This is a genomic window from Embleya sp. NPDC025285, from assembly GCF_055558835.1.
The window spans coordinates 14,689-39,408 of record NZ_JBVHLU010000078.1; the positions used below are offsets into that span (position 1 = coordinate 14,689).

The 24,720-nt window shown below is 73.5% G+C and carries 20 protein-coding genes; 12 read left to right on the plus strand and 8 right to left on the minus strand.

What is annotated here, in order from left to right; genetic code table 11:
• Nucleotides 1-59: 59 nt before the first annotated feature.
• Together ACZ4FV_RS37350 and ACZ4FV_RS37355 are read left to right on the plus strand one after the other, a co-directional pair.
• Entirely contained in the window at nt 60-1,454 is a 1,395-nt protein-coding gene (locus ACZ4FV_RS37350) for an oxygenase MpaB family protein (RefSeq protein ID WP_402231274.1), read from the plus strand.
• Between the two features lie 1,034 nt (nt 1,455-2,488).
• The gene (locus ACZ4FV_RS37355; RefSeq protein ID WP_465325020.1) at nt 2,489-3,286 is read left to right on the plus strand and encodes a hypothetical protein; all 798 of its coding nucleotides are present in this window, start codon (nt 2,489-2,491) and stop codon (nt 3,284-3,286) included.
• A gap of 165 nt (nt 3,287-3,451) precedes the next feature.
• On the opposite strand, the gene ACZ4FV_RS37360 is transcribed toward ACZ4FV_RS37355, so the two are convergent.
• From ACZ4FV_RS37360 to ACZ4FV_RS37385, 6 genes are all read right to left on the minus strand, one after another.
• A complete protein-coding gene (locus tag ACZ4FV_RS37360) occupies nt 3,452-4,315 on the minus strand; it encodes a pentapeptide repeat-containing protein (RefSeq protein WP_465325022.1) in 864 nt (287 codons plus the stop codon).
• 191 nt (nt 4,316-4,506) lie between these two features.
• On the minus strand, nt 4,507-6,723 hold the full coding sequence (locus ACZ4FV_RS37365; RefSeq protein ID WP_465325024.1) for a UvrD-helicase domain-containing protein: 2,217 nt from the start codon (nt 6,721-6,723) through the stop codon (nt 4,507-4,509).
• A 197-nt stretch (nt 6,724-6,920) separates the two neighbouring features.
• On the minus strand, nt 6,921-7,646 hold the full coding sequence (locus ACZ4FV_RS37370; protein ID WP_465325026.1) for a LysR substrate-binding domain-containing protein: 726 nt from the start codon (nt 7,644-7,646) through the stop codon (nt 6,921-6,923).
• A gap of 211 nt (nt 7,647-7,857) precedes the next feature.
• Nucleotides 7,858-8,349 carry a copper chaperone PCu(A)C gene (locus ACZ4FV_RS37375; RefSeq protein ID WP_395858883.1) on the minus strand — a complete coding sequence of 164 codons (492 nt, stop codon included), beginning with the start codon at nt 8,347-8,349 and terminating at the stop codon, nt 7,858-7,860.
• Nucleotides 8,346-10,583 (minus strand): heavy metal translocating P-type ATPase, encoded by a 2,238-nt coding sequence (locus ACZ4FV_RS37380; RefSeq protein ID WP_402231554.1) that lies wholly within the window; start codon nt 10,581-10,583, stop codon nt 8,346-8,348. The genes ACZ4FV_RS37375 and ACZ4FV_RS37380 overlap by 4 nt, the downstream gene beginning before the upstream one ends.
• Nucleotides 10,584-10,627: 44 nt before the next feature.
• Nucleotides 10,628-10,972: a hypothetical protein gene (locus ACZ4FV_RS37385; RefSeq protein WP_402231265.1), complete on the minus strand. Its 345-nt coding sequence runs from the start codon at nt 10,970-10,972 to the stop codon at nt 10,628-10,630.
• Between the two features lie 356 nt (nt 10,973-11,328).
• On the opposite strand from ACZ4FV_RS37385, the gene ACZ4FV_RS37390 reads away from it, so the two are divergent.
• Nucleotides 11,329-12,126 carry a hypothetical protein gene (locus ACZ4FV_RS37390; RefSeq protein ID WP_395858881.1) on the plus strand — a complete coding sequence of 266 codons (798 nt, stop codon included), beginning with the start codon at nt 11,329-11,331 and terminating at the stop codon, nt 12,124-12,126.
• Nucleotides 12,127-12,801: 675 nt separating this feature from the next.
• Nucleotides 12,802-13,395 carry a sigma-70 family RNA polymerase sigma factor gene (locus ACZ4FV_RS37395; RefSeq protein WP_402231263.1) on the plus strand — a complete coding sequence of 198 codons (594 nt, stop codon included), beginning with the start codon at nt 12,802-12,804 and terminating at the stop codon, nt 13,393-13,395.
• Nucleotides 13,396-13,506: 111 nt separating this feature from the next.
• On the opposite strand, the gene ACZ4FV_RS37400 is transcribed toward ACZ4FV_RS37395, so the two are convergent.
• Nucleotides 13,507-13,809 carry a hypothetical protein gene (locus ACZ4FV_RS37400; RefSeq protein WP_402231261.1) on the minus strand — a complete coding sequence of 101 codons (303 nt, stop codon included), beginning with the start codon at nt 13,807-13,809 and terminating at the stop codon, nt 13,507-13,509.
• Nucleotides 13,810-14,236: 427 nt separating this feature from the next.
• Between ACZ4FV_RS37400 and ACZ4FV_RS37405 the strand changes: the two genes are divergently transcribed.
• Both ACZ4FV_RS37405 and ACZ4FV_RS37410 read left to right on the plus strand, forming a co-directional pair.
• On the plus strand, nt 14,237-15,931 hold the full coding sequence (locus ACZ4FV_RS37405; RefSeq protein ID WP_465325029.1) for a bifunctional 3'-5' exonuclease/DNA polymerase: 1,695 nt from the start codon (nt 14,237-14,239) through the stop codon (nt 15,929-15,931).
• A 571-nt stretch (nt 15,932-16,502) separates the two neighbouring features.
• Nucleotides 16,503-17,390 carry a TIGR03620 family F420-dependent LLM class oxidoreductase gene (locus ACZ4FV_RS37410; protein WP_465325031.1) on the plus strand — a complete coding sequence of 296 codons (888 nt, stop codon included), beginning with the start codon at nt 16,503-16,505 and terminating at the stop codon, nt 17,388-17,390.
• On the opposite strand, the gene ACZ4FV_RS37415 is transcribed toward ACZ4FV_RS37410, so the two are convergent.
• Nucleotides 17,391-18,389, minus strand: a complete 999-nt coding sequence (locus tag ACZ4FV_RS37415) for a GlxA family transcriptional regulator (RefSeq protein WP_465325033.1) — start codon at nt 18,387-18,389, stop codon at nt 17,391-17,393.
• Nucleotides 18,390-18,530: 141 nt separating this feature from the next.
• Here ACZ4FV_RS37415 and ACZ4FV_RS37420 point away from each other — a divergent pair, with 141 nt between their 5' ends.
• From ACZ4FV_RS37420 to ACZ4FV_RS37445, 6 genes are all read left to right on the plus strand, one after another.
• Nucleotides 18,531-19,370 carry a S1 family peptidase gene (locus ACZ4FV_RS37420; RefSeq protein ID WP_395858874.1) on the plus strand — a complete coding sequence of 280 codons (840 nt, stop codon included), beginning with the start codon at nt 18,531-18,533 and terminating at the stop codon, nt 19,368-19,370.
• A 173-nt stretch (nt 19,371-19,543) separates the two neighbouring features.
• On the plus strand, nt 19,544-20,521 hold the full coding sequence (locus tag ACZ4FV_RS37425) for a GlxA family transcriptional regulator (protein WP_395858873.1): 978 nt from the start codon (nt 19,544-19,546) through the stop codon (nt 20,519-20,521).
• 128 nt (nt 20,522-20,649) lie between these two features.
• On the plus strand, nt 20,650-20,985 hold the full coding sequence (locus tag ACZ4FV_RS37430) for a winged helix-turn-helix transcriptional regulator (RefSeq protein ID WP_395859313.1): 336 nt from the start codon (nt 20,650-20,652) through the stop codon (nt 20,983-20,985).
• Between the two features lie 131 nt (nt 20,986-21,116).
• Complete coding sequence (locus tag ACZ4FV_RS37435; protein WP_395858872.1) at nt 21,117-21,626, plus strand: mycothiol transferase; 510 nt, start codon at nt 21,117-21,119, stop codon at nt 21,624-21,626.
• Between the two features lie 136 nt (nt 21,627-21,762).
• Complete coding sequence (locus ACZ4FV_RS37440; RefSeq protein WP_395858871.1) at nt 21,763-22,434, plus strand: class I SAM-dependent DNA methyltransferase; 672 nt, start codon at nt 21,763-21,765, stop codon at nt 22,432-22,434.
• A gap of 146 nt (nt 22,435-22,580) precedes the next feature.
• Nucleotides 22,581-24,653: an FUSC family protein gene (locus ACZ4FV_RS37445; protein ID WP_402231257.1), complete on the plus strand. Its 2,073-nt coding sequence runs from the start codon at nt 22,581-22,583 to the stop codon at nt 24,651-24,653.
• Nucleotides 24,654-24,720 lie beyond the last annotated feature (67 nt).

Sequence of the window (24,720 nt, forward strand, 5' to 3'; positions counted from 1 at the left end):
ATCGTCACGATTACCATGTCGATCCGCGAGAGAGGCCACTCATGTCGGACGCACCCCGGATGTCGGATCACACCGAGCGTTTCCCCGGCGCGGGCTCCCTCTCCTGGCGCTACTGCGGACAGTGGCGGCTGCTGACCACCATCGGTCGGGCGATCGTGCTGGAGACGGCGCACCCGGTCGTCGGCGCCGGGGTGGTGGAGTTCTCCACGTACCGCCGGCACCCGTGGCGTCGGATCGAGCAGACCCTGCTCAGTCTGCAACGGCTGCTTTATCAGGACGAGGCGGACCGCGAGCGCGAGGCGGCCCGGCTGCGCCGACTGCACGGGCACATCAAGGGGGTCGACGCGCAGGGCCAGGCGTTCTCGGGGCTCGACCCGCAGGCGCAGGCGTGGGTGCACCTGACCGTGTTCGACGCGATGGTACTGATGTGCGAGCTCGGCGGCGATCCGCTCGACGACGAGCGACAGGCCGAGTTGTACGCGGAATGGCTGTTGGTGGGACGGCAGTCGGGGGTGCCGGCGAGCGAGATGCCGGCCACGCTGGAGGAATACCGCGTCTACTTCGACGAGACCGTGCGCGAGCGGCTGACGGCCGGGCACGGGGTCGAGCAACTCCTGGATGCGCTCGGGCGGTTGCCCGCGCCCGCGCAACTGTCCTTCGTACCGGACGCGGTGTGGTCGGCCGCATGCTCCGTGCTGGGCACCGGGATCCGCGCGCTCGTGGCCGCCACGCTGCCGCCGAGCTATCGGGAGCGATTGGGCGAGCGGGGAAAGGTGCCGTTCGGTACCGAGGCCGTCTTGTCGCTCGCCTGCCGGACGGCCGCGGTGGCCGGCGACCTGCTGCCGACGAGGTGGGTGTACATGCCACTCGCGGCGACCTATATCGCGGCCAAGCGGGAAGCCGGGCGCGGGTTGCGCCGGTTCGGGGCGCGCGATCGTTCGGCCGACCCGGCGGCGCAGCTCGCGGACGCCTTCGTGCGCATTCTCGACCAGACCGGCGACGGGGTGTTGTCCTGGCCCGATCTGGCCGCCCTCGCACGGGTGTTCAGCGATCGACTCGACCTGGCGGCGGTGGACGAGGAGGTCATGTACGCGGCCTTCCACGCCTGGTGGGACGAACTGCGCGCGACGGCGGACGCGAACCACGACGGTGTGGTCGACGCCGACGAGTATCGAGTGCTCGCCGAGGCCGCGCCGGGGGCCGCGATGGCCGCGCTGATGGTGCGGGTGGCCACCGCGGTGGACCGCGACGGGGACGGTCGGATCGATCAGGCCGACTACGCGCGTCTGATCGGCTCGGACCTCGCGCCGACGCGCCGGATCGGCTGGTTGCACGCGGTGGACACGGACGGCGACGGGATGGTCACCGTGGAGGAGTTCGCCGAGGCGCTGCGGGAGAGCGTGCTCGGGCGGGCCCGATCGGACACGCTGGACTACGTGCTCGGCCGGGCCTGAGGGGCTCCGGTCGGTGAAGCCGGGCGGGGGCGGATCGGCGCGCTGCCGGCCCGCTGCCGGCCCGCTCCAACAGGGTGCGGGTGATCGTGTTGCCCCGGTACGGCGCCAGGTGTGGCGCAGCGCGGCGTTCGTGCGGCCCGAGCGCAGCAGCGGATAGTCGTCCACGAACGCCTGCCAGGTCGCGCAACCGCGCTCCACGTTGACCCTGATCCAGGTGCAGTTCGGCCGGCCGGGCGGTGGTGACCGCGCGGGCTCGGCGCTCGCCGCAGGGGCGGTGGCGCAGGGACAGGACGAGCGCCCGGATCGCTCCGGTACGATCGCCCACCGCCGCGAGCGCATCGGCTTCCTGGTGGGCCGGCGTCGCGTGGTGGTAGAGCCCGATGCCCGCCGCGTCGCCCGCCGAGCGAGCCGGCGCCCGGGCGACCTCGCGCAGGTGTACCAGGGCGGCCTGACGGTCCCGCAGCCCGCCGCCGCGACCGCCGACTGGCCTACCCCGAAGGCGCGTTGCCCGGCGGGTAGCCGGTCGAGGTCGCGCGCTCGGCCTCGGCCGGATCGAGCGCGTGCGCCCGGTGGCCCCGATGGTGCGCCTGCACGTTCAGCGCCCGTAGTGCGGGCGCGAGGCAGCCGGGACCAGCGCCTCACGACCCAGCTGTGCGGTTCGCGCTCGAAGCGCGCTCGACGTACGCCCTGCGTGCGCCCGGCGGGCAAAGGTCACGCGGGAGATTCGCCGGGTAACTGTGGGTGTCGTATGCATGGAGGAAACCATCCACCGGCTGATACCGTGAACTACGAGGCCAAGCATGCAGCTTTGCTCATAAAGTGCCTTTGTCATCCCCGCTTTCACGCCGGCCGGGCCGGTCGTTCCGCGACTTCGCGCCGAGCGTCCGGTGCCTCCTGGCCGTTCTTCGTGCTCGATGTATGCATTCGTGTTCGGTTCATGCTCGACTTGTGCGCGGCCTCTTTCTGTTCGGCCCTCTGGTTCGACGCGCGGTTCGGCTTGCGGTTCGAGACATGCGACAGCAGGAGGCGGCTCGATGAGCATTTCCGACGAGGAACGACGCACGTTCACCGAGCGCGACTTGTGGACGCTGTCGGGTGCCGACGATGCCGTCGATCCGCGGACCGAGGGGCGGGCCTGGATCCGGCTCGGCGACGCGATGAGCCGCGCGCTGTACGAGTTCGAACGCGGTGTCTCGGCAGGTCCGGAACCGCAAGTCGTGCCCCGTCGCGGCCCGGTCGAGACCGCGATCGTGCTGCGCGCGCGAACGCGGGACATCCGCGAGCGGGCACTGGCACACCGGGAGGCCGCGCGGCGCGCCTTCCGGATCCTCGACGCGTCGCCTCGGAACCGGTTGGGAGCGCGCCGGCTCGAGGTGTTGATCGCCCTGTCCCTGGCCGCCGGGCAGGCACGCTGCTTGAGCAGGCGGCTCACCCACCTGCCCCCTCCCGTGTCCCCACGCGTGATCGCGCTGGTCGACGCGCTCGGGACGGCCCTGGCGGAGAGCGGGCGCGCGTTGCAGGCGATCCAGGGCGGATTGCGCGAGATACCCGGGTCGGACGGTCCGGCGAGATGTGATCCGCTCGCCGTACCGGAGGCCGTCGCGGCGGCGGTACGGCTCGCGATCGCCATGGAGGAAGAGGTCCGGGCCGAGGCGGTCGACGCGTCAGGGGCGGATCTGTCCCGACTGGACCTGGTAGACACGGGCCCGCTCGCGGGCGTGGTGTGGTCCCGGACGACCGTGTGGCCGGCCCGCATCGCGCCGATGCTCCGGGCTCGTTCCCATCGGGTGGCGGCCGGGGTGTATCAGGTGCGGCGGACGTACGGCGGCTGAGGGGCGGATCCACCGGCGACGGCCCACCGCCCCCGCCCACCGCCGACGGCTCGTGGCCGGTCGGGCACGGCCCACGACCTGGCCCCGTACAACTGACACACCGGCACACCGGCACGCCCGGGAAACTCGACGCGGACACGATCCACGGCAAGGGCGGCGCAAAGGTTACGGGGTCCAGTGGGTGGGGTGGGTGAGGGTTGCGGGGAGCTTGGTGTGTGGGTCGCCCTTGGCGGCGTCGAGTTGGGATTGGACGAGGTACAGGGCGTCCGTGAGGTCCGCGCCGCGCAGGTCCGCGTCGCGGAAATCGGCGCCGATCAGGTCGGCGAGGCGCAGGTCCGCACCGCGCAGGTCGGCGCCGATCAGGTACGCCCCACGCAGGTTCGCGCCGCGCAGGTTCGCGCCGCGCAGCCTGGCACCGATCAGGTCGGCGCCGCGGCGCTCCTTCTTCTTGCCCGGGACGCCCGCGCGGGTCAACTCGCTCGCCCGCAGGAGCAGCGGGTTCAGGCGCTGCCGCAGCGCCCCGATATCGATGTGGAGCAGTTCGGCGGGCTCGCCCAGGGTGAGGCGCTCGGTGTCCTGGTACGCGCTGCGCAACTCGCCGTGGATCGGGCGCGCGGCCGGGAGCGAGCGCGCCTCGTGCAGGTATCGGAGCAACTCGTGCAGGTCCCGCATGATCGGGAACACCCGGAACATCTGCTGCGCGGTGTGCGGCGCCCGGCGCCAGTCCCGTCCCGCGTAGGTGACCTGGGCGACCTTTTGTCCCGCGCCGAAGCAGTCGTAGACGGTGCAGCCCGAGAAGCCGATGTCGCGCAGGCGCGTGTGCACGCCGCAGCCGAAGTCGCCCGCCCGGAGATTGGGGCAGGCCCGACCGGCGGGCTTGTCGATGGCGAAGTCCGCGGAGGCGGCGAAGGCGGGCGCGACGCAGCACAGCGCGAAGCAGTTCGCGCAGTCCGCGCGGAGGCTGTCGGCCCGTTCCTCGACGAGGCCCGGGTCTCGGCCGGGTACGGCGGGTTCGCGCTGGTCGGACACGGTGTGGGGACTCCTGCCGGATCGGGCTGCCGCGAGCCGCCGCTCCGTCGCGCGCTCGGGATGATCCGTTCATTGTCCCCGATCGGGTGAGAGTTCATCGCAGGGCGGGTCCTTCGCGGGGGCGGGTCCGGGTGGCGCGGGATGCGGGGGTGGCCCGCTTCGGCACGTCCCGCCGTTCGGTGCGTCGGACCTCAGCGGCCGGGCGTCGCCGGGCGGGTCCGCGGCGCGGGTGCGCCGACCTGGCCGAGCCACAGCGTGTCCCGGGCCCGGACCATCGCGACGAACACCCTGCGCCGGGCCAGTTCCGCCCGCTCGCGGGCCGCGTCGCCACCGCCGCGGGTGCCGCCCCGGGCGCCGCCGGGCCGCGCCGGGTCGTACCTCGGCAGCAGTACGTGCTTGAAGTCCAACCCCTTGGCGCGGACGTAGCCGCCGATCTTGACTCCCGCCGTCGGCCGACCCTCGTACTGCGCCAGAAGACATACCGGGATCCCGGCCCGCTCGATCAGGTCCGTGTAGTGGCCGACCTCGGCGCGGGAGCGGCACAGCACCGCGGTGTCCGGCCACGCGCGGGGGTCGGCCCGTAACGCGGCGAGAAGAGCGGCGTCGTGCGCGGCCACCGTCGCGCGATGCACCCGGACCACCTCGCGCGCCGGTTCGCCCGGCCCGTCTGCGTTGCCCGCCCCGCCGTCGAGTTCCAGGGGACGGGGGCCGGTGACGCGGCCGTGTTCGAGGTCCTCGAAGCCATCCGCGCCGACCACCGCGAGTGCGGCGCGGACGATGCCGGGCGCGTTGCGATAATTGCGGCGTAGGACGTGGGTGCGCTCCTCGGGGATCGTGACACCGGCCTCGGCGAGCCGGAAACCGCCCGGATACACGGCCTGTTGGCCGTCCCCGATGAGCAACAGGCCGTTGGCGGCGTCGCCGACGAGCGCGTGCAGCAGGCGTACGCCCACCAGCGAGAGGTCCTGCACCTCGTCCACGATGACCGAGGCGTAGGCCGGCTGCCGCCCGCGCCGCAGCACCTCGCGGAGCGCGGCGGCGAGTACGTCGTTGAAGTCGCACACCTGCTCCGTGCGCAGCAGCCGTTCGTAGCGCTCGTACAACCGCCATACCGCCTCGCGGTCGCCCGCGCGGGTCAACCGGGTCCGCCGCCCGGGTCGGGGCAGCCGCCGGTACCGGTCGAACGTGGTGATCCCACGGCCCTTGATCACGTGATCGATCTCGTCGCGCCAGTAGCCCGCCGAGGCCGCGAGCGTGGACAGGCGTCCACCCCGACCGACCTCCGCCCAGGCCCGGTCGAAGGCGGCGGCGGCCCGGGTCGGGTCGAGTTCACGCGGCGGGCCGCCACGTCCGTTCAGGAACGCGAGCGCCCAGGCGTGGATGCCGCTGAAGTCCACCCGGTCCACCGCGACCGGCGCCATCGTGGCCAGAAACGTGCGTTGTACGCGGGGCAGGTTGGCGGTGAAGGTCGCGTACAGCACCCGGCCGGTGCCGTGTTGGGCCAGGTAGGCGGCGCGATGCAGGCCGACCACGGTCTTCCCGGTGCCCGCGGGGCCGGTGATCCGGGCCGGTCCGGGCCAGTCGGCCCGAACCAGCGCGCACTGGCCGGGATCGAGGTAGGTCATCCAGCGTTCGATCGGCCCGAGCCGTGCGGCCCGCAGCGTGGCGGCGGCGAACTCCCTCGGATCGAAGGACGCGTCGAGTGGTCCGGGTGGGGACGTACGCGTGACCGCCGTCGTCGACGGGGGCGGGGTCGTGGTCACGGGTGTGGTCGAGGGTTCGGTGGGGTCCTCGTAGGCCGGGAACACCCGCTCCAGGTGCCGCGCGATCGCCGTCACCGATTCCGGGTCCAGGCGGGCCGGTCGCCCCAACAGATCGGGCGCGGCCTGCGTCTCGCCGAGCAGTCGGATCCGGCCCAGGCCGGCGTCGACGCGATGGCCGGCGAACACCATCATCGGCACGACGGCCACCGGCGAGACGCCGAGCGTGGCGATCGCCTCCTCGGCGATCGCGGTGATCGCGAGCAGCTTCGCGGTCTCGCCGGCCCGCGGCCGATCTCCCGCGTACAGGGTGCCGTTTCGGATGTTCGGCGCGGCGCGCCAGTTCTTGACGTCGACGACGTACACCCCGGCGGGCCCGACCAGCAGCAGGTCCACGTTGGCCGTGCGGGTTCCCGGCCATCGGCGGTCGACGGCGGGCCGCCAGCCGTAGCCGGTCAGCATCAACAGGTGTGCCACGACTCGCTGTTCCGCCTGCGACGCGGCCTCGTATCGCATCGCCACGCGGCGGGCCTGGTCCCATTCGCGACGCAACTCCCGTTCTCGCGCCCGCGCGTCGCGCGCCAGCCGGGCGAGGGACCCGCCGGGGGCGGTGCGGGCGGCGGTGCCCGTTTCGCTGTTCGTGCCCACGTTTGCAGATTGCATCGCGCCCCCCACCGTCGCGCCCACCCATGAGCATCCCCATCGGGACGTGTGGTCATAGGCGGCTCCGGCGGTGAATTCCCATGGATTTGTGGGCAGCACGCGGGGCTGTCCCGCGTGCGCGCGGGGTGGGGCGGCGCGTCGATCCGTGGACGTGGTGTCTGGTCGACGGGCGTGGTGTCGGCTCAGCGGGACGCGGCGTCGTGCAATGCGGCGAGGAAGGCGCGCAGGGCGGGCTGCGGAGGCGCGGACTCGCGGACCGCCGCGTAGATCCTGCGGATCGGTTCGGGGTTGCGGATCCGGCGGACGACGGTCGCGGATCGACGGGTTTCCAGAGCTGATTCGGGGACCAGCGCGATACCCGGGCCGGCGGCGGCGAAGCCCTGGGCGGTGGCGTAGTCCTGACTCTCCACCACGAACTCGGGGCTGAAGCCGGCCGCGCCGCACGCGTCGAGCAGGACGTCCAGGCACGGGCCCGGCGACTCGCTCGCGACCCACTGTTCCTCGGCCAGGTCGGACAGTTCCAGCACGGGCTTCGCGGCCAGCCGGTGACCCTTCGGGAGCACCGCGCGATAGCGGACGTAGAGCAGGTGTACCAAGCGCAGCCCGTCGACGGACGGGCGGTCGTCCGGGCGGACCACGAGCGCGATGTCGGCCTGGCCGTCCCGGACCTCGGACAGCGGATGCCTCGGATCGGACAGCTTCAACCGGACCTGCACGCCGGGGTGTTCGCGGCGCAGCGCGGCCGGCGCGGGAGCCACCAGCACGGCTCCGACGGTGGCGAAGTAGTGGATGGTGATCCGACCGGTGCGCCCGGCGCGAAGGTCGGCCAGGGCGGTCTCGGCGGCGGCGACGTGGGCGCCGATCAGCGTCGCGTACTCGGTGAGCAGACGCCCAGCCTCGCCACCCACCGCGAATCCAACCCCGCCACGCCCCACGTCACGCACCCGCCCCGCCGCCAACGCACAGCCCGCCGTCGGCCGTACTCGCCGTGCGCCAAGCGATGTTGCCACAGGCTCGGCGCTGCCTGTTGCCGGCTTCGCGCCACGCCCCCGCCGTCCCCTCCGCCGGTTGGCTGCGGCCCCGCCGCAGGTCTCCGCGGATCGCGGGGTTCCGTGTTGGTCAGGTGGTTTTTGCCGGTGTCCAGGTGCCGGGGCGGATTACCGTGGCTGTGGTGTGGATGGGCGGGCTGTGGCGGAAGTGGAGGGTGAAGGGGATGGTTTGGCCGGGGGTCAGCTCGGGGGGTGTGCCGAGCATGATGTTGGCGCCGCTCGCGGTCATGCCGAGGAGGCCCTTGGCCGGGATCGGGAGGGACTTGGTCATCCACATCCGGCCCGCGTAGCCGGTGTAGGTGTGGAAGCTGAAGCCCACGTCGGTGGTGATCGGTGTGCTCACGCCGACGAGTTCGTCGTTGGCGGCGCCGGAGTTGCGGATGGTGAAGTACGCGGAGGTGGCGTCGGCGTTGGTGGCCAGATGCACGCGGCCGTCGCTGATCGACAACCTCGGTGCGGTGCCCGCCTGTCCCGCGGCCGTCCAGGCGGTGAGCAGGGTCAGTGCGAGGGCCGCCGCCACGAGCGGGCCCGCGACCGTCTTGAGCAGGGCGAGAGGCTTCACTTCGGATCCCGTTTCGGGTCGTCGAGGCGGCGGTCGGCGCGGAATCGGGTCAGCCGCAGGCTGTTGCTCACCACCGCCAGGGAACTGACCGACATCGCCGCGGCGGCCAACATCGGATTGAGCAGCCCGGTCGCCGCGACCGGGATCAGCACCACGTTGTAGCCGAAGGCCCAACCGAGGTTGGCCCGGATGGTGCCGGTCGTCCGCCGGGAGAGCCGGATCGCGTCGGCGACCGCGGCCAGGTCGTCGCCGACCAGCGTGACGTCGGCGGCGCCGATCGCGGCGGCCGTACCACCGCCCATGCCGATGCCCAGGTCCGCCTCGCCCAGCGCGATGGTGTCGTTGATGCCGTCGCCGACCACCGCGATCGCCCGTCCGGGCTGGTCCTGCCGCAGGCCCCGGACCAGTTCGGCCTTGTCGTGCGGGTCCAACTCGCTCAGCACCTCGTCGATCCCCACCGCGTCGGCGACCGCACGCGCCGGCCCGGGACGGTCCCCGGTGGCCAGGATCACCGTGACGCCGAGCCGGTCGAGCGCCCGGATCGCGCCGGCCGCCTCGGGGCGTACCGAGTCGCCCAGCACCAGCACCCCGGACGGCACGCCGTTCACCGTCGCGAGCACGGCGGTGTCCCCGGCCGCGTCCGCCGCGGACAACGCCGCGCGCAGGTTCGCCGGCAACGACGTCACGTCTTCGGCTCCCGGCCGCAGCACCGCCACCCGCGCCCCCTGGACCAACCCGCGGACGCCCGTGCCGGGTTCGGCCGCGAAGTCGGCGACGGCCGGCAGCGGTCCGAGCCGCTCGGTCGCGGCCCGGGCCACGGCCCGACCGATCGGATGCCCGGACGCGGCCTCGACCGCGCCGACCAGGGACAGCAGTTCGCCCGGATCGACCCCCGGGGCGGGCTCGTACCGCAGCAGGCTCATGCCGCCCGTGGTCAGCGTGCCGGTCTTGTCCACCACGACGGCACCGACCCGGCGCAGCCGTTCCAGCCCGGCAGGTTCGCGGATCAATACACCCATCCGGGCGCCGCGCCCGGTTGCGGCCAGGATCGCGGTGGGGGTGGCCAGGCCCAGTGCGCACGGGCAGGCGACCACCAGGACCGCCATCGTCGCGCCGGCCGCGGCCTGCGGGTCACCGCCCGCGCCGAGCCAGAAGCCCAACACGGTCACCGCCGTCGCGAGCACGGACGGCACGAACACGCCCGCGATCCGGTCGGCCAGGCGTTGCGCGTCGGTCTTGCCGGCCTGGGCCTCCTCCACCGACGCGGCGATCCGGGCGAGCCGGGTGTCCGCGCCCACCGCCGTGGCACGCGCGGTGAACCGGCCGCCCTCGTTGACACTTCCGCCGGGCACCGGGTCGTCCGGCCCGACCTCCATCGGCCGGCTCTCCCCGGTCAGGTGGGACACGTCGAGCGCGGATCGACCCTCGACCACGACCCCGTCGGCCGGGACCCGGTCGCCCGGGCGTACCACGAACACCTGACCGACCGTCAAGGACGCGGTGGGCACGGTGACCTCGACCTCCCGGCCGCCCCGGCCCGGGTGCAGTACGGCGGCCTCGTCCGGGACCAGCGCCGCCAACTCCCGTACGGCCGACCCGGTGCGGACCCGGGCCCGCTCCTCCAGTCGGCGGCCGAACAGGACGAACAGGGGTACGGCCACCGCGACTTCGAGGTAGGTGTGGGCCTCGGCGCCGGCCGCGGATGGGAGCAGGTCGACCGTCATCCGCATCCCGGGTTCACCCGCGTCGCCCACGAACAGCGCCCACAGGGACCACCCGAACGCGGCGAGCACTCCCAGACTGACCAGGGTGTCCATGGTCGCGCCCGCGTAGCGCAGCCCATGCAGGGCCCGTCGATGGAAGGGCCATGCGCCCCAGGTCGTCACCGGCGCGGCCAGCATCAGGCACAACCACTGCCAGTTGGTGAACTGCCACGCGGGCACCATCGACAGGACCAGGACCGGAAGTGCGAGCGCGGCGGTCAGCAGCAGATCCCGCCGACCGCGATCGTGCTCCTCGGCGCCGGCCGGTCGGGCCCGCGTCGGGTCGGGCGTCGGGGCGGTCAGGGTCGCCGAGTAGCCCGCTTCGGTGACCGCCGCCAGCAGGCTCACCACGGGCACCGACGCGGGGTGTACCACCCGCGCCCGCCCCGTGGCCAGGTTGACCGTCGCGCTGACCCCGTCCAACCGGGCCAGCCGCCGTTCGACGCGATGTACGCACGCCCCGCAGGTCATCCCGGACACGGTGACGTCGGTGGTGACCAGTTCGGGCGAGGTGGTCACAGCGCACCGCCGACGGCCCGGAAGGCGGGCACCGCACCGGCCGGTTCGCCCAGTCCCATCCGGCCGTGCCCGCCGCCCTCGTCACCCATCGGCACCGGGGCACCGGGCGGACCGGGCTTGCGCAGGTCGGGGGCCACCGGGCCGGCCTGGCGCCCGACCGCGAAGGCGGCGACGAACAGGATCAACAGGAGGCCGACGAAGCCGAGCACCGTACGGGCGGCCGAGGTCGACCGGGTCGCCCCCGGGGACGAACCCGCGGCGGGACGCGCGGCCCTCGCGAGGAAGGGCAGGCGCCGGAGGCGGCGGCGAGGAGAGTCGGGTCCGCCGGCGAACACGGGCATGAATCGGGCTCCAGGGATCGAACGGCGGGAGGTCGGCTCCGGCGCGCGGGCGGCGCCGCGGTCGACAACGGCGGCACCGGGGACGGACATCGAGGACAACCTTCGAGGAGGGGCATCGGACACGGGCACCGGGGACGGGCATCCGGGTAGTCGGCCGGCGGTGATCGGTGGTTCCCCGAGGGTGCGGATTCCTGAGTGAGAGGTGCGACCGCGCGCGAGGTCGAGTTCGAGGCGGTTGGGCATGGTTTGGGAGATCACTGTACGAGAGCGTTCGAGTCCGGTTCGAGCAGGGTTCGGGAGAAGTTCGGGAATCGGCCGGGCACCCGAGGGCTCCCGCGTACCCGGCAGGTGGGAGCATGAGCGTCACCATGCCTGCCCGGTCCGTGCTTCGAGCCGTTCGCGCCGCGATGTTCGCGGTGATCTGCGTGCTGCTCGCGTTGTTCGGGCACACGTTGATGTCCGACGCGCCGGTCCACTGGGCCGCGCCGGTCGGCGCCGGCGTCGGGATCGCCGTACTGGCGTGGGCCGTGGCCGATCGCGAGCGCGGCCTCGGGGCGATCACGGGCGCGGTACTGGCCGCCCAGGCCGGCCTGCACACGTTGTTCACGCTCGCCCGCCAACCGGCCCCCGAACCGACCGGCGCGGCCCGCTTCCGCGACCAGTGGCTCCAGGTGCTGCTGTGCAACGACGACCGACCCGGCGACGCGCCGACCCGGTCGGTCACCGAACTCCTGGTCCGGATGCGGCTGGACCCCAACCTGGCCGGGCAGTCCCCGGAGGCTGCCGGTTTCGGTCGCCCGCCCTCCGGCGGACACCACATGGCAGGCGCCGGGGGCGGCGGGATGAACCACGACGGCGCGTTGAGCGCCGTCCTGGGCCACGGCGGGACCGGCATGGTCGCCGCGCACGTGCTGGCCGCGCTCGGCTGTGGTGTGTGGCTGCGCCACGGTGAGAAGGCCGTCTTCCGGCTGCTGCGCGTGCTCGCGACGATGGCGGGCACCGTGGTTCTCGCACTGGTGGGCGCCTGGACGTCGCCGGTCACCACCCGCCTGCCGGGCATGCCGCGCGCGGGTCACCGTCGCGAACGCGCCGTACCCAAGTGGGTCTGCCGCCCGCTGCCGGGCCGAGGGCCGCCCGCAGCGCTCTTCGCCTGAGCCGTCCACCCGACCCGCGTGTGTCCGTACGACCCGGCCGTGTTCGCCCCGCTTCGGCGCGGCGACCACCTCCGACGCCGTTCGGCGAGTGCGTGTTCGTGAGTGCCTGTTCGCGCGTATTCGTCCGTGGTCGCCGCGTGTCGCGGGGCCGCGCCCCGACGGGGCGCCGCGCCCGCGTCGGCGCGTGGCGTCCGTGAGGGCGAGTACGCGCCCGCGATCGTGCTGCCCATGCACCGGCGCACGTTCGCGGTGATCGCACGCACCCACCCACACCGCGGGCCGCGACGCCGACCGAGAACGCGTTTGCGTCGCCGTCGGTGGACCCGGGCGTACCCGCCACCCGAGTAGCGCCCGCCGCGCCGACTCGCCGGTCGCCGTGTCCGAACCCGACACCGCGCGCCGAGCGGGCCGGCCGTGTGCCCGGGCGCCATCGGGTGCTTCGCGCACCGCCGTCGAGACCGGGCCCGTGGCTCCCGCGCCGCACTCGGCTCCGGCGGGCGTGCCTCCCACCAACTCGGCGTCGATCCGCTTCCGGCCGATCGATCGCCGCCCGCATGACGAGGACGTGGAACGTGACTTCCCTGCACCCTCCCGGCCGTCCCGGACCCGGAGCCGGCCGACCTCCGACCCTCGATCGACGTCGCGGCCATCGCGCGTGCGTCGGCGGGGTGTGCGATGCATGACCTCGACCTGACCGAGCGGGCCCTGGCGGGCGCCGCCGGAGACCCGGACGCCGTGGACGACTTCGTCCGGGGCACGCATCGCGACGTATGGCGCTTCGTCGCGTACCTGACCGACGTACAGAGCGCGGACGACCTCACCCAGGAGACCTACCTGCGCGCCTGGACGGCACTTCCCCGATTCACCGGGGCGTCCTCGGTGCGCACCTGGCTGCTGTCCATCGCCCGGCGCACGGTCGTCGACCGCTACCGCGCGGCGGCCGCCCGGCCGAGGACCGCCGCGGTCGAGGACTGGGTCGAAGTCGCCGAGCGCCGCCAGGACACCTCCCGGCCCGGCTTCGAGGAGGGCCTCGCCCTCGACGACCTGTTCGGGGCGCTGCACCCGGCCCGCCGGGAGGCGTTCGTGCTGACCCAGGTGCTGGACTTCGGCTACGCGGAGGCCGCGACCATCGCGGGCTGCCCGATCGGCACGGTCCGATCCCGGGTGGCCAGAGCGCGGAGCGACCTGATCACGTTGCTGCGCGAGGCCGAGAGCGTCGCCTTCGAGACCGGGGAGGACCATGCCGTGAGCCATCGGCGAGCCTGCTGACGCGGCTGTTCGGGGCGAGGGTCCGCCGGCGGGACCGGTGTGCCCTCGCCCGCGCGATCCCACCCGGCCCCGCCGGCGGTTCGGTGGCGTCGGGTGGGTTGCGCCGGCGGCCTACGCCTTGCGGTCGGCGAGCGCGTACGACGCGACGGCGACGGTGCCGGCCACCGCGAACACCGAGGGCCACGCGCCGATCTTCTTCGCGAGGGGATGCGAGGCGCCGAACGCGACCGTGTACAGCCCGGTCAACGCGGCGGCCGTGGGCGTCCCGGCCCGCTCCCGCCACCCCTTGGCGGCGAACGCCCCGGCCGCCGCGAGCACCGCGCCACCCAACGGGCGCTTCTTCGTATAGCGGGCGACGGCATAGCCGCCGACCAGCCCGCCGGCGGCGACCGCGGCCGTGGGGATACGAGCCATGGGAAACACACTCCTCGGATGGACGAAGGGAGACGACGAGAGACGACGGGCGACGACCGGAGACGACCGGAGACGACCGGATCTCGCCCGATCGGTTCCGGTACGACACGCCACTCGCCGGGCGCCTCGACCGGCGCCCTCACGAACCTAACGCCCCCGAATCCGCGCGCTGCCGCGACCCCGCGCCCACCCCGCGCCCACCCCATGCGCGCCTTCGTGGGCCCGGTGGGCAGATCGGTGTCGGTGCGGGCGGGTAGGGTGCGGCGGTCGGCGGGTCTGTCGCTTGTGGGTGATTCGTCCGCATCGGATGCGTCGGGAGGAGGTCGGCCTTGGAACGGTTTCGGCGAGTCGGATGCGGCACGCGCGACGTGCCGGTCGGCTGCCCGCGACCGGGCGCGTGGTGAGGCCGGCCGCGCCTCGGGTCGCGATGGCACCCGACGCGTACGGCCACGGCGGTCGGCTCCGGCCGTTGCGCGAGGACGGTGTGCCGATCGGGCCCGCCGAGCAGGTCCGCGACCTGGTCGCGGCGATCACCGACCTCGAGGCCGCTCCGGTGCCGCCCAGGTGGGTGTGGGCGTCGGCGGAGAGCGCGTACGCACCGCTGCTGCCCACCCAGGTCGCGCGCTGCCACGACCTCGCGCTGGTCGAGTCGTTGCTGCTCGCGCACGAGGGCCGGTTCGGCGAGCCGCGATCGCTGGGCGCGGCCTGGGCCCGCCTGAAGGGCCTGCCCGTACCGGACGACCTGCCGATCGGTGCCGCCGACGCGCAGGACAGCCTGTTCGTCCCCGACCGGCAGCGGTTGCCCGCCGGCGCCGACGCGCTGGAAGCGGTGGTCGCGGTACACGCCGACCAGGTGCGCCGGATCGACGCGATCGAGGACGCCGCCCGCCGCTCGCGATTCCGGCTGCTGGCCGCCGCCGAGTCGGCGGGCGGACTGGTCGCGGCCGAGATGGCCGCCGACGGTCTGCCCTGGCGGGTCGAGGTGCACGACGCGCTGCTCACCGAACTGCTCGGCACGCGCCCGCGCGTGTCCGGCGCACCGCCACAACGACTGGCCGACCTGGCCGAGCGGTTGCGCGAGGCGCTCGGCGGGCGGGTGTTCAACCCCGACTCGCACACCCAGGTGATCAAGGCCTTCGCCGAGCAGGGCATCCGGCTCACCTCGACCCGCACGTGGTACCTACGCGACATCGGCCACCCCGCAGCCGACCTGCTGATCAAGTACAAGGAACTCGCCCGCCTGCATGCCGCGCACGGATGGGCCTGGCAGGACACCTGGGTCCGGGGCGGCCGGTTCCGCCCCGAATACGTGGTCGGCGGCGTCGTCACCGGCCGCTGGGCCGGGCGCGGCGGTGGCGCGCTGCAGATCCCGCGGGTGCTGCGCGGCGCGGTCGTGGCCGACCCGGGATGGCGGCTGGTGGTCGCCGACGCGGCCCAGCTCGAACCGCGCATCCTGGCCGCGATGTCCCGGGACGCGGGCCTGGCCCGGTCCGCCGCCGCCGGCGACCTGTACGAGGCGCTGGCCAAGGCCGCGTTCCAGGGCGACCGGGCCAAGGCCAAGCTCGGCCTGCTGGGCGCGATGTACGGCCAGACCAGCGGCGACATCGGGCCACTCCTGGCCACGTTGCGCCGGCAGTACCCGGACGCGATGGGCTACGTGGAGGCCGCCGCGCGCACCGGCGAGGAGGGCGGCATCGTGCGCTCCCGGCTGGGCCGGACCTGCCCGCCGCCGTCGTCGGAATGGCTGGATCTCGCCGAGGGCGGTACGAGCGAGCCCGCCGCCGACCGCACCGACGACGCCGGCGCCCGCTCGGCCCGCGCCCGTGGCCGCTTCACCCGCAACTTCGTCATCCAGGCCAGCGCCGCCGACTGGGCCCTGTCCCTGCTTGCCGCGCTGCGCCGCCGACTCGCCCGCTACGACTCGGCCCCGGCCGGGCGGCCGCACCTGGTCTTCTTCCAACACGACGAGATCATCGTGCACAGCCCCGCCGAACTCACCGAGGCGGTGGCCGCGGCGATCACCGAGGCCGCCGCCGAGGCACGGGCACTGGTGTTCGGGGACACGCCGGTGTTGTTGCCGCTGATGCCGGCGGTGGTGGGGACGTACGCGGAGGCCAAGTAGGAGCGTGACCGCGCCTGCGAGCGACCGGGATTCGCCGGACCGGCGCCGGGCCCGTAACCGCAGGTGGGCCCGGCCCGGGCCGCGGTGTCGCTCGTGCCGGGCGGCCGGATGGGCACGGCATCGACGCGCTCGCATCCGGACCGCGTGGCGTGTACTCGGGCGCGCTCGGCTGCTTCTCCGCGTCCGGCGCGGCCGACCTGAGCGTGGTGATCCGCACCGCCGTGATCCGGGACGGAACGGCCACCGTGGCGCGGGCGGGGCGATCGTGCCGGACTCCGAACCGGTCGCCGAGTACGCCGAGATGTCGCCGAAGGCATGCGCCACGCTGCAGGCATTCCCCGATGCGCGTGGTCGACCGGCATAGGGTGCGAACGGGCCGTTTTGCCCCGGTACGCGGAGGCCGTCGGGTGGTGATTCGGCTCGACCTGCGGGATCGGGAAGAGAATGCCGCGCCGAGGACTTCGGATGGAGGGCCGGCCCCGGACCGCGGCGGTGGAGCGGCCGCGGTCCCGACCACCGTTCCCGGAAACCGACCGAGGACCGACGCAAGACCGACGGAAGGACCGAACTCATGGACGCGCAACGGGCAATCGAGCGAGTCGGCCGGATCGGCGTCTGGCAACACCACGACCGGTACGCCGCCGACGCGGACGCGGCGGGCGCCGCGGCCGAGTTGGAGGAACTCGGCTTCACCGGTGCCTGGATCGGCGGCGCGCCGGTGGACGGGCTGTTCGAGGTGACGAACCGACTACTCGGCGGCTCCCGCCGGCTCGGCGTCGCGTCCGGGATCCTCAACATCCGAACCTTCCCCCACCCGGACACGATCGCCGAGGTGTCCGCGGTCGAGAAGGCCCATCCCGGCCGGTTCCTGCTCGGACTGGGGGTGAGTCACGTCGAGTTGACCGACCATCTCGGCATCGAGTACACCCCGCCGCTGGCCGCGATGAACGCGTACCTGGACGCCCTGGACGCCGACGGCCCGGAGGTCCCGCGCGTGCTGGCCGCGCTCGGCCCGCGCATGTTGCGTCTGTCCCGCGATCGTGCGCAGGGCGCGCACCCGTACTTCACCACGCCCGCGCACACCCGCGAGGCGCGCGAGACGTTGGGCGAGGGGGTGTTCCTGGCGCCGGAGCAGAAGGTGGTGCTGAGCACCGACCCGACGGTCGCGCGGGCGGTGATCCGGGATGCCTCGGCGCTGTACCTCGGCCTGGACAACTACCGGCGCAGCTTCCTCCGGCTCGGCTTCACCGAAGCCGACCTGGCCGACGGTGGCAGCGACCGGCTGATCGACACCCTGGTGGTGTGGGGCGACGAGGAGACCATCGCCGCCCGGGTCGGCGAGCACCTCGCCGCGGGCGCGGACCACGTGGGCATTCAGGTGCTCACCACCGAGCCCGGCCACACCGGTCTGCCGCGCGCGGAGTGGGCCCGGCTGGCCCCGGCGCTGCGCGAGCTCTGATCACCCACCCGACCCGGTGAGGTCGGCGACGAAGGTGCGAAAGACCGTGCGGTAGGTGCTCGGGGTGGTGCCCGTCAGGCGTTGGAAGTGGCGGCGCAGATTGGCCGGGGTACCCAGGCCGGTCTGCGTCGCGATCCGCTCCACCGGGTCCTCGGTGCGTTCGAGCAACCATTGGGCCCGCTGGATCCGGGTGCGCAGCAGGTACTGGAGCGGGGTGAGCCCGGTCTCGGCGCGGAAACGACGGGTCAGGTTGCGCACGCCCAGCCCCGCGTGCGCGGCGATGTCGTCGAGGGTGAGCGGGAGCCGGAGGTTGGCCTCCATCCAGCGGGTGGTCGCCGCGACGGTGCTGCCGGGTGGTGTGTAGGCGCTGTACCCCGCGTCGGCGGCGCCGCGGGCGAGGTCGTCGGCCGGGTCGTGGAGGTGCAGGAAGACCTGCCGCTCCGTCTCGATGGCCACCGGCACACCGTGGTCCAGGGTGATCAGATCCAGGCACAGGTCGATGCCTCCCAGCACCCCGGCGGCACTGTGGAAGGGGCCGTCCGCGACCACCGAGCCCTCCGGGTCGACCTCGACCAGCGGGTACCGGCGGGCGAGTTCAGCGGTGTCACGGCGGCTGGTCGCGGCGCGCCGGCCGTCGAGCAGACCGGTCGCCGCGAGCGTGAACGTACCGGTGCCGACCGCGCCGATGCGGCAGCCGCGCGCGGCGACGGCACGAAGGGCGTCGACGACGTCGTCCGGGGGCGCGGCACGAAAGCCCGCGTGGCCCGGCAGCAGCACGGTGTCGCCGTCGTCGAGCCCGGCCAACGTGTCCAGACCCCAGGGGGTCTCGATGTGGAAGGATGCGGGGCCGCCCGTCGCCGTGAAGCCCGGAGCGGTGCAGATCCGCAGGTCGTAGCCGATCCGAGGGTGATGCCGGGCGGCGGTGCCGAACGCGAGTCCGGGCGCGGTGAGCTGGTGCCCGGGGACCCCGTCGAGAGCGAGGACGGCGATCACTGGCATGTCCGGAATCTAGCCGAGGATGACATCGAGACGGCTGTTTGCGTCGGGGACGCGCCACGGAGGATGAGTGGGACGAGGACGGACGCGGGGGACGTCCGACTCGTGTACGGCAGCACCACCATCCTCTCGAAAGGTCACCACATGCCCTCTTCGAACTCTCGGCCCACGCTCGACGCCCGCCCCGAGCGCCGGCGGCGCGGCCTGTTCGCGAAATCGATGGCGGCGGTCGGCGCCGCGGTCGTGCTCGGCGCGACGGCGATGGCCGGCAGCGCGGGCGCCATCGTCAACGGGCAGGACTCGACGCAGCGCTACCCGTTCATGGCGATGGTCCCGGAGGTCGCGGCAGGCATCGACGCCCAGTGCGGGGCGACGTTGATCGACCGGCAGTGGGTCCTCACCGCGGCGCACTGTGTCGATCCCGAACTGCCGATCGTGCTGGAGGGGAAGGTGCGAATCGGCAGCCCGGACCGCGCCACCGGAGGCACGGTCCGCAACATCGACAAGATCGTGACCCACCCGGGCTACAAACTGGACGACCCCAACAAGGACGACCTCGCGCTGATCCGGCTGGACCGCCCGGTCTCCCAGCAGCCGATCAAGATCGCCAAGAAGGCGGGACCGGTCGGTACGCCCACCCGGATCCTCGGCTTCGGCACCACCGTCGACAAGGACATCGAGCACGCGGTGTTCCCCGACCGGCTCCAGCAGTTGGACACCCGCCGCGGCTCCGAGGCGGAGTGCTTCGGCCGCGCCGATGCGACCCGGTTGTGCACGGTCAGCCAAAAGCCCGGGGCCATGGCGTGCTTCGGGGACTCCGGCGGCCCGCAGATCCAGCGCGGCAAGGGTGGCCGCTGGGAGCTGATCGGGACCACATCGGGCGACGGTGACGGCAAGGAGGGCTGCGCGACCGGCCCGGGTCTGTACACCAACGTGACCGTCTACAAGGACTGGATCAACAAGACGATCCGGCACAACCACTGATCCCGAAGACGTGACCCGGCCCGCGCCGGTGGCCCCCGTTCCGGGCCATCGGCGCGGGCCGACCCGGTCCCGTCCGCATCCGCGCCGTCCCCGCGAACGGCGCGGATGCGGATGGGACCGATGTCGAGGCCGAGAACAGGAGAAATCGTCCGGTCGCGGACTAGATTCCAGGTATGTCAGTGATCGCCGTCCTGGCCTCGGAGGGGGTTCCGGGGTCTCAACTCACCACTCCCGGACTGGTGTTCGGGACCGCCTGCCGTGAACATCCCGGTGTGGCGTACGAGGTCCGGCTCTGTGCGGCCCCCGGACTGCGCACCACCGGCGCCCCGGGCTCGCTCCGGATCGACACGCCGTTCGGCCTCGACGGCCTCGCCGACGCGGACGTCGTACTGGTCCTCGGACACGACGGCCATCGCGACGAGCCACCCGCCCGCGTCACGGCCGCGCTCCGCGCGGCGGCGGCGCGCGGCAGCCGGATCGCCGCCGTCGGCACCGGCACGTTCACCCTCGCCGCGACCGGCCTCCTCGACGGCCGCCGCGCCACGACCGCGTGGCGACACACCGAGGAACTGGCGGATCTGCATCCGCGGATCGAGGTCGACCCACTGGGCACCGTGGTCGAGGACGGGCCGTTCCTGACGACGGCGGGCATCTTCGGGGGCCTGGACGTCTGCCTGTCCGTACTGCGCCGGGACCACGGCCGGCGGGTGGCGGTCGAGACGAGCCGCGAACTCATCACACCGCTGCACACCTACGCCGACGACGTCCGGGACACCATCGACCGCGAGGTCACCGAAAGCGTCGGTCTGGAACCCACCCTGCGCTGGATGGAAGCCAACCTGCACCGCCCGCTGACCGTCCCCGACCTCGCCGCCCACGCGCGCACCAGCGTCAGCAGCCTCACCCGCCGCTTTCACGCCCACACCGGTCTCAGTCCGCTCCGATACCTGCTCCGCGCCCGCCTGAACGAGGCTCGGCGACTGCTGACCGAAACGGACGTCCCCGTCGAGCGCATCGCGGCCCGAACCGGATTCGGCTCGCCCGCCGCCCTGCGTCGACACTTCCGCGCCCTCACCGGCACCGCCCCCCGCGATTACCGCCGGGCCCACCGCGAGTGTGACCATGGCGGTTCGTGCGAGGAGGTACTTTGACGTCCCGGAGCAACATCGACGAACCCGTCCAGGTCACCGAGTGTCCCGCGGCCCGAAGCCCGGGACGGGAGGACCGGGATCTCCCGGACACCGACCCGGATCGGGTCACCTGGGCGAACGCGTGTCGGGTGGTGGGCACGCTCGACCACGTCGCGGGCAAGTGGAGTATCGGCATTCTCGTGTCCGTCGCCGAGGGCCCGATCCGCTTCACCGAGCTCGAGCGCATGCTGGAGGGCATCAGCAGACGGGTCCTCACCTTGAATCTGCGCCGGCTGGAGCGCGACGGACTGCTGATCCGCACCGTGTATCCGACCGTGCCGCCGAGGGTCGAGTACACGCTCACCGACGTGGCGCGCGAGCTGACCGTGTCGCTCAGCGGCCTGGTGCGTTGGGCCGATCGGCACGGGCCGAGCATCGAGGCGGCCCGGCAGGTGTACGACCGGGAGCAGGCTGGGCAGGAGTAGCAGGGTCGACGGGGTCGAGCACCGCGCCGGAGCGCGGCGGCGGGGCTCGATGGGCCGATCGGGTCGGACCGGGTCGGATCGGATCGATCGGGTCGGGTGGATCGGGTGGGACGGACGGAGCGAGGAGTTCGATGAACAGCGCGGAGCTACTGGTCGACGGGTTCGGTCGGGTGCGCGAGGTGGTGCACGAGGCGGTCGACGGGCTGACCGCGAAGCAGTTGACCGAGCGGCTGGACGCCGACGCCAACTCGATCGCGTGGCTGATCTGGCATCTGGCCCGGGTCCAGGACGACCACGTCTCGGACGTCGCGGGCCTGGAACAGGTGTGGACGGCGAAGGACTGGCACGGTCGATTCGAACTGCCCTTCCCGGTCCGGGCGATCGGCTACGGCCACGACACCGAGGCGGTGGCCGCGGTCCGGGTCGACTCGGCGGAACTGCTCACCGGCTACTACGACGCGGTGCACGAGCAGACCATCGGGTTCGTGCGCGGTCTGTCGGCCGCGGACCTGGATCGTGTGGTCGACGAGGCGTGGACCCCGGCGGTCACCCTGGGCGTGCGGCTGGTCAGCGTGATCGCCGACGACCTTCAGCACGCGGGGCAGGCGGCGTTCATCCGGGGCATCCTGCTGCGCCGATAGCCCGTGCTCCCGCGGCCGGACCCGGGAGCCGCGCCGGCGCGGTCGGACGCTCGCCGACCCGGTATCCGCATCATCGACTCGTGTTTCGCGCGAGAAGATCGGGACCACTTACTCAAGGATTAGGACGCCCTCTCCCATGAGCCCCGAACCTGCTTCGCACTCGCCGCTGGCCCACGGCGCCGAGTCCCCGGCCGCCGCCCTGTTCGACGCCGTCGGGGCCGCGTACGAGACCGCCTTCGCCGGGTTGCCCGAGCAACTGGCCGCGCTGGACTGGCTGATCGCCGAACTCCCGCCCGGCTCGAAGGTGCTCGACATCGGTTCCGGAACCGGGCGGCCGACCGCCGAACGGCTGGCCGCGGCCGGTCATCGGGTGACCGGGATCGATGTCTCGGCGACGATGGTCGACCTGGCCCGGACCCAGGTCGAGAGCGCGACGTTCGAGCAACTGGACGCGCGCGATCTGGTCGACGACGACGGCGCGTGGGACGCGGTGTGCGCGTTCTTCCCGTTCCTTCAACTCCCCAGGGCCGATCTGGACGCCCAACTGGACCGCCTCGGCGCGCGGCTGGCCCCCGGCGGGCTGCTCGCGTTCGCGACGGTACCGGCCGAGGCGGACGGCGTGGAGATCCTGTGGCTGGGTCACCGGGCGCGGGTGACCAGCCACGGCACCGACGAACTGCTCGTACGGCTGCGCGCGACCGGCCTGGAGATCGTCCACCACGCGGTCACCGTCTTCCGGCCGAACCACCCCGAGGCCGGGCCCGAGGAACAACTCTTCGTTCACGCGCGCAAGTCCGCGTCGGGCTGAGCGCTTGGCCGGGCGACGCGCGGGCGGGGCGGGGCGGTCGTCGGCGCGCGGCAGGCGATCGGTACCGTGGTCCGCGTAGCGGAATGCCGCACTCGTCCGGCGCCGCGCGCCTTGTCCGTTTGCCTCGTCTCGTTCGGGATCCTGTGATGACCATGACCGAACGTGAGGATCCGAGCGGTGACCGGCGCGCCGAGGGTACGGAGAGCGCCGACGGCGCGGCCCGCCCGGGTCGGCTCGCGCCGCCCGAGTGGCTCACCCTGACACTGCGCGCCACCCCCGGTCCGATGCCCAAGGCCGCCGCGGTACGGGCCGCGATCGGCATCGCGGCGCCGCTCGCGGTCGGGGTGGCCGTCGGCGACAGCGCGTCCGGCGCGTTGGTGTCCATCGGCGCGCTCGGCGCGGTGTTCGGGGACACCGCGGACGCCTACCGGCTGCGCGTCCTCAACATCGCGGTGCCGCAGATCGTGGGCGCGATCGGACTCGCGCTCGGCAGCGCGCAGTTCGGCCACGGCTGGTCGGCCGTCGCGATGCTGACCGTGCTCGCCCTGGTCGCCGGGATGATCAGCACGATCGGCGCGGTGGCCTCCGCGTCCGGGCTGAACCTGCTGTTGATGGCGGTGATCGGGGCGGGCCTGCCGATGCCCTCGCCGTGGTGGCGGGCGCCGATGTTGACGCTGGTCGGGGCCGGGCTGGTCCTGGTGATGGCGCTGCTCGCCTGGCCCGCGCGCTCGCGCGTTCCCGAACGGGCCGCCGTCGCCGACGCGTACGACGCGACCGCGAATCTGCTCGCCGCGGCGGGTACCGCCGAGTGGGAGACGGCCCGGGCCGAGGTGACGGCGACCCTCAACCACGCGTACGACCTGCTGCTCGGCCGCCGCGCGGTGGCGCCCGGCCGCAGCCGCGGCATGTCGCGCCTGGTCGCGCTGCTGAACTCGGTCGGCCTGCTGGTCGAGGCGGCCACTGCGGTACACGCCGACGACCGGCGGGTGGGCGAGGCGGACGTGGACACGGTACGGGAGATCGCGGCGGCGGTCCGCGGCGGCACGGTGCCCACCGGCGCGGCTCCGCGCAGCGCCGCGACCGACCCCGCGGACCGTGCGGTCGCCGCCGCCATCGAGCACGCGCACGAGACGTTGTCCGGCGCGTACCGCACCCCCGACCGGGTCGGCCGGCCCGGAACTCTGCCCGAACGGGTGGCCGCCGGCGCGCGGAACCTGCTGGTGTCGGCGGAGTCCTGGCGCTACGGCCTGCGGCTGACCCTGTGCATCGGGGTGGCCCAGGTGCTGGTGTCCGTGGTGGACGTACCGCGCTCGTACTGGGTGCCGCTGACCGTCACCTTCGTGCTCAAGCCGGATTTCGGTTCGGTCTTCTCCCGCGCCCTGCTGCGCGCGCTGGGCACGGCGGCGGGGCTGGTGGTGGCGGGCGTGATCCTGGAGTTCGTGCCGCGTGGCTGGTGGGAGGTGCCGGTCGTGGTCGTGCTCGCGGCGGCGTTGCCGATCCTCTCCCGACGCGGCTACGGCTATCAGACCGCGGTGATCACCCCGCTGATCCTGATCCTGTCCGACCTGCTCGGGCATCAGGGCGTCGGGCTGCTCGCGCCGCGCCTGGTGGACAGTCTGATCGGCTGCGCGATCGTGTTGGTGGCGGGCTACGCGTTGTGGCCGGAGAGCTGGCACACCCGGGTCGGCGCCCGACTGGCCACGGCGGTCGAGGATACCGCGCGGTACATCGAGTGCGCGTTCGACGAGAAGACCGATCAGGCCGCGCGGGCGCGGACCCGGCGGCGGATCTACCGCGATCTGTCCGACGTGCGTACCGAGTTCCAGCGTGCGCTGGGCGAGCCGCCGCCGGCCGGCGCGCGGGCCGCGGCGTGGTGGCCGCTGATCGTCGCGGTCGAGCGGGTGATCGACACCGGCACGGCGGCGGCGGTACACACCGCGCACGGCGCGCCGCCGCCCTCGCCCGAGGCGGCCGCGCACATGGCCGCCGAACTGCGCGCGCTGGCCGCCTCGATGCGCAGCGGTGACGCGCCCGATCGGGCGGCGCGGCCGGCCGCCGAGGACCCGCGCGACGCGCTCACCGACGTGCGCCGGGAGGTCCGCTCGGCACGCTCGATGCTGGACGGGCCGGCAGGCGCGGGGGACGGGAAGGACGCGGGAGGCGGGACGGGCGCGGGCGAGCGGAAGGGCGGGGCGGAATCGGGGGAGGAGAGCGGGTAGGAGAGCGGATGGGATCAGCCGTCAACTGTTGGTTGACGAACCATGATCGTCAACCTATGGTTGACGC

Excerpts from the sequence above, each read along its gene's own strand:
- ACZ4FV_RS37410 (WP_465325031.1), top strand. The coding sequence starts at position 16,503 with ATGGACGCGCAACGGGCAATCGAGCGAGTCGGCCGGATCGGCGTCTGG.
- ACZ4FV_RS37350 (WP_402231274.1), top strand. The coding sequence starts at position 60 with ATGTCGGATCACACCGAGCGTTTCCCCGGCGCGGGCTCCCTCTCCTGG.
- ACZ4FV_RS37400 (WP_402231261.1), bottom strand. The coding sequence starts at position 13,809 with ATGGCTCGTATCCCCACGGCCGCGGTCGCCGCCGGCGGGCTGGTCGGC.
- ACZ4FV_RS37385 (WP_402231265.1), bottom strand. The coding sequence starts at position 10,972 with ATGCCCGTGTTCGCCGGCGGACCCGACTCTCCTCGCCGCCGCCTCCGG.
- ACZ4FV_RS37395 (WP_402231263.1), top strand. The coding sequence starts at position 12,802 with ATGCATGACCTCGACCTGACCGAGCGGGCCCTGGCGGGCGCCGCCGGA.
- ACZ4FV_RS37355 (WP_465325020.1), top strand. The coding sequence starts at position 2,489 with ATGAGCATTTCCGACGAGGAACGACGCACGTTCACCGAGCGCGACTTG.
- ACZ4FV_RS37420 (WP_395858874.1), top strand. The coding sequence starts at position 18,531 with ATGCCCTCTTCGAACTCTCGGCCCACGCTCGACGCCCGCCCCGAGCGC.
- ACZ4FV_RS37380 (WP_402231554.1), bottom strand. The coding sequence starts at position 10,583 with ATGACCTGCGGGGCGTGCGTACATCGCGTCGAACGGCGGCTGGCCCGG.
- ACZ4FV_RS37445 (WP_402231257.1), top strand. The coding sequence starts at position 22,581 with ATGACCATGACCGAACGTGAGGATCCGAGCGGTGACCGGCGCGCCGAG.
- ACZ4FV_RS37440 (WP_395858871.1), top strand. The coding sequence starts at position 21,763 with ATGAGCCCCGAACCTGCTTCGCACTCGCCGCTGGCCCACGGCGCCGAG.
- ACZ4FV_RS37405 (WP_465325029.1), top strand. The coding sequence starts at position 14,237 with ATGGCACCCGACGCGTACGGCCACGGCGGTCGGCTCCGGCCGTTGCGC.
- ACZ4FV_RS37425 (WP_395858873.1), top strand. The coding sequence starts at position 19,544 with ATGTCAGTGATCGCCGTCCTGGCCTCGGAGGGGGTTCCGGGGTCTCAA.
- ACZ4FV_RS37435 (WP_395858872.1), top strand. The coding sequence starts at position 21,117 with ATGAACAGCGCGGAGCTACTGGTCGACGGGTTCGGTCGGGTGCGCGAG.
- ACZ4FV_RS37390 (WP_395858881.1), top strand. The coding sequence starts at position 11,329 with ATGAGCGTCACCATGCCTGCCCGGTCCGTGCTTCGAGCCGTTCGCGCC.
- ACZ4FV_RS37415 (WP_465325033.1), bottom strand. The coding sequence starts at position 18,389 with ATGCCAGTGATCGCCGTCCTCGCTCTCGACGGGGTCCCCGGGCACCAG.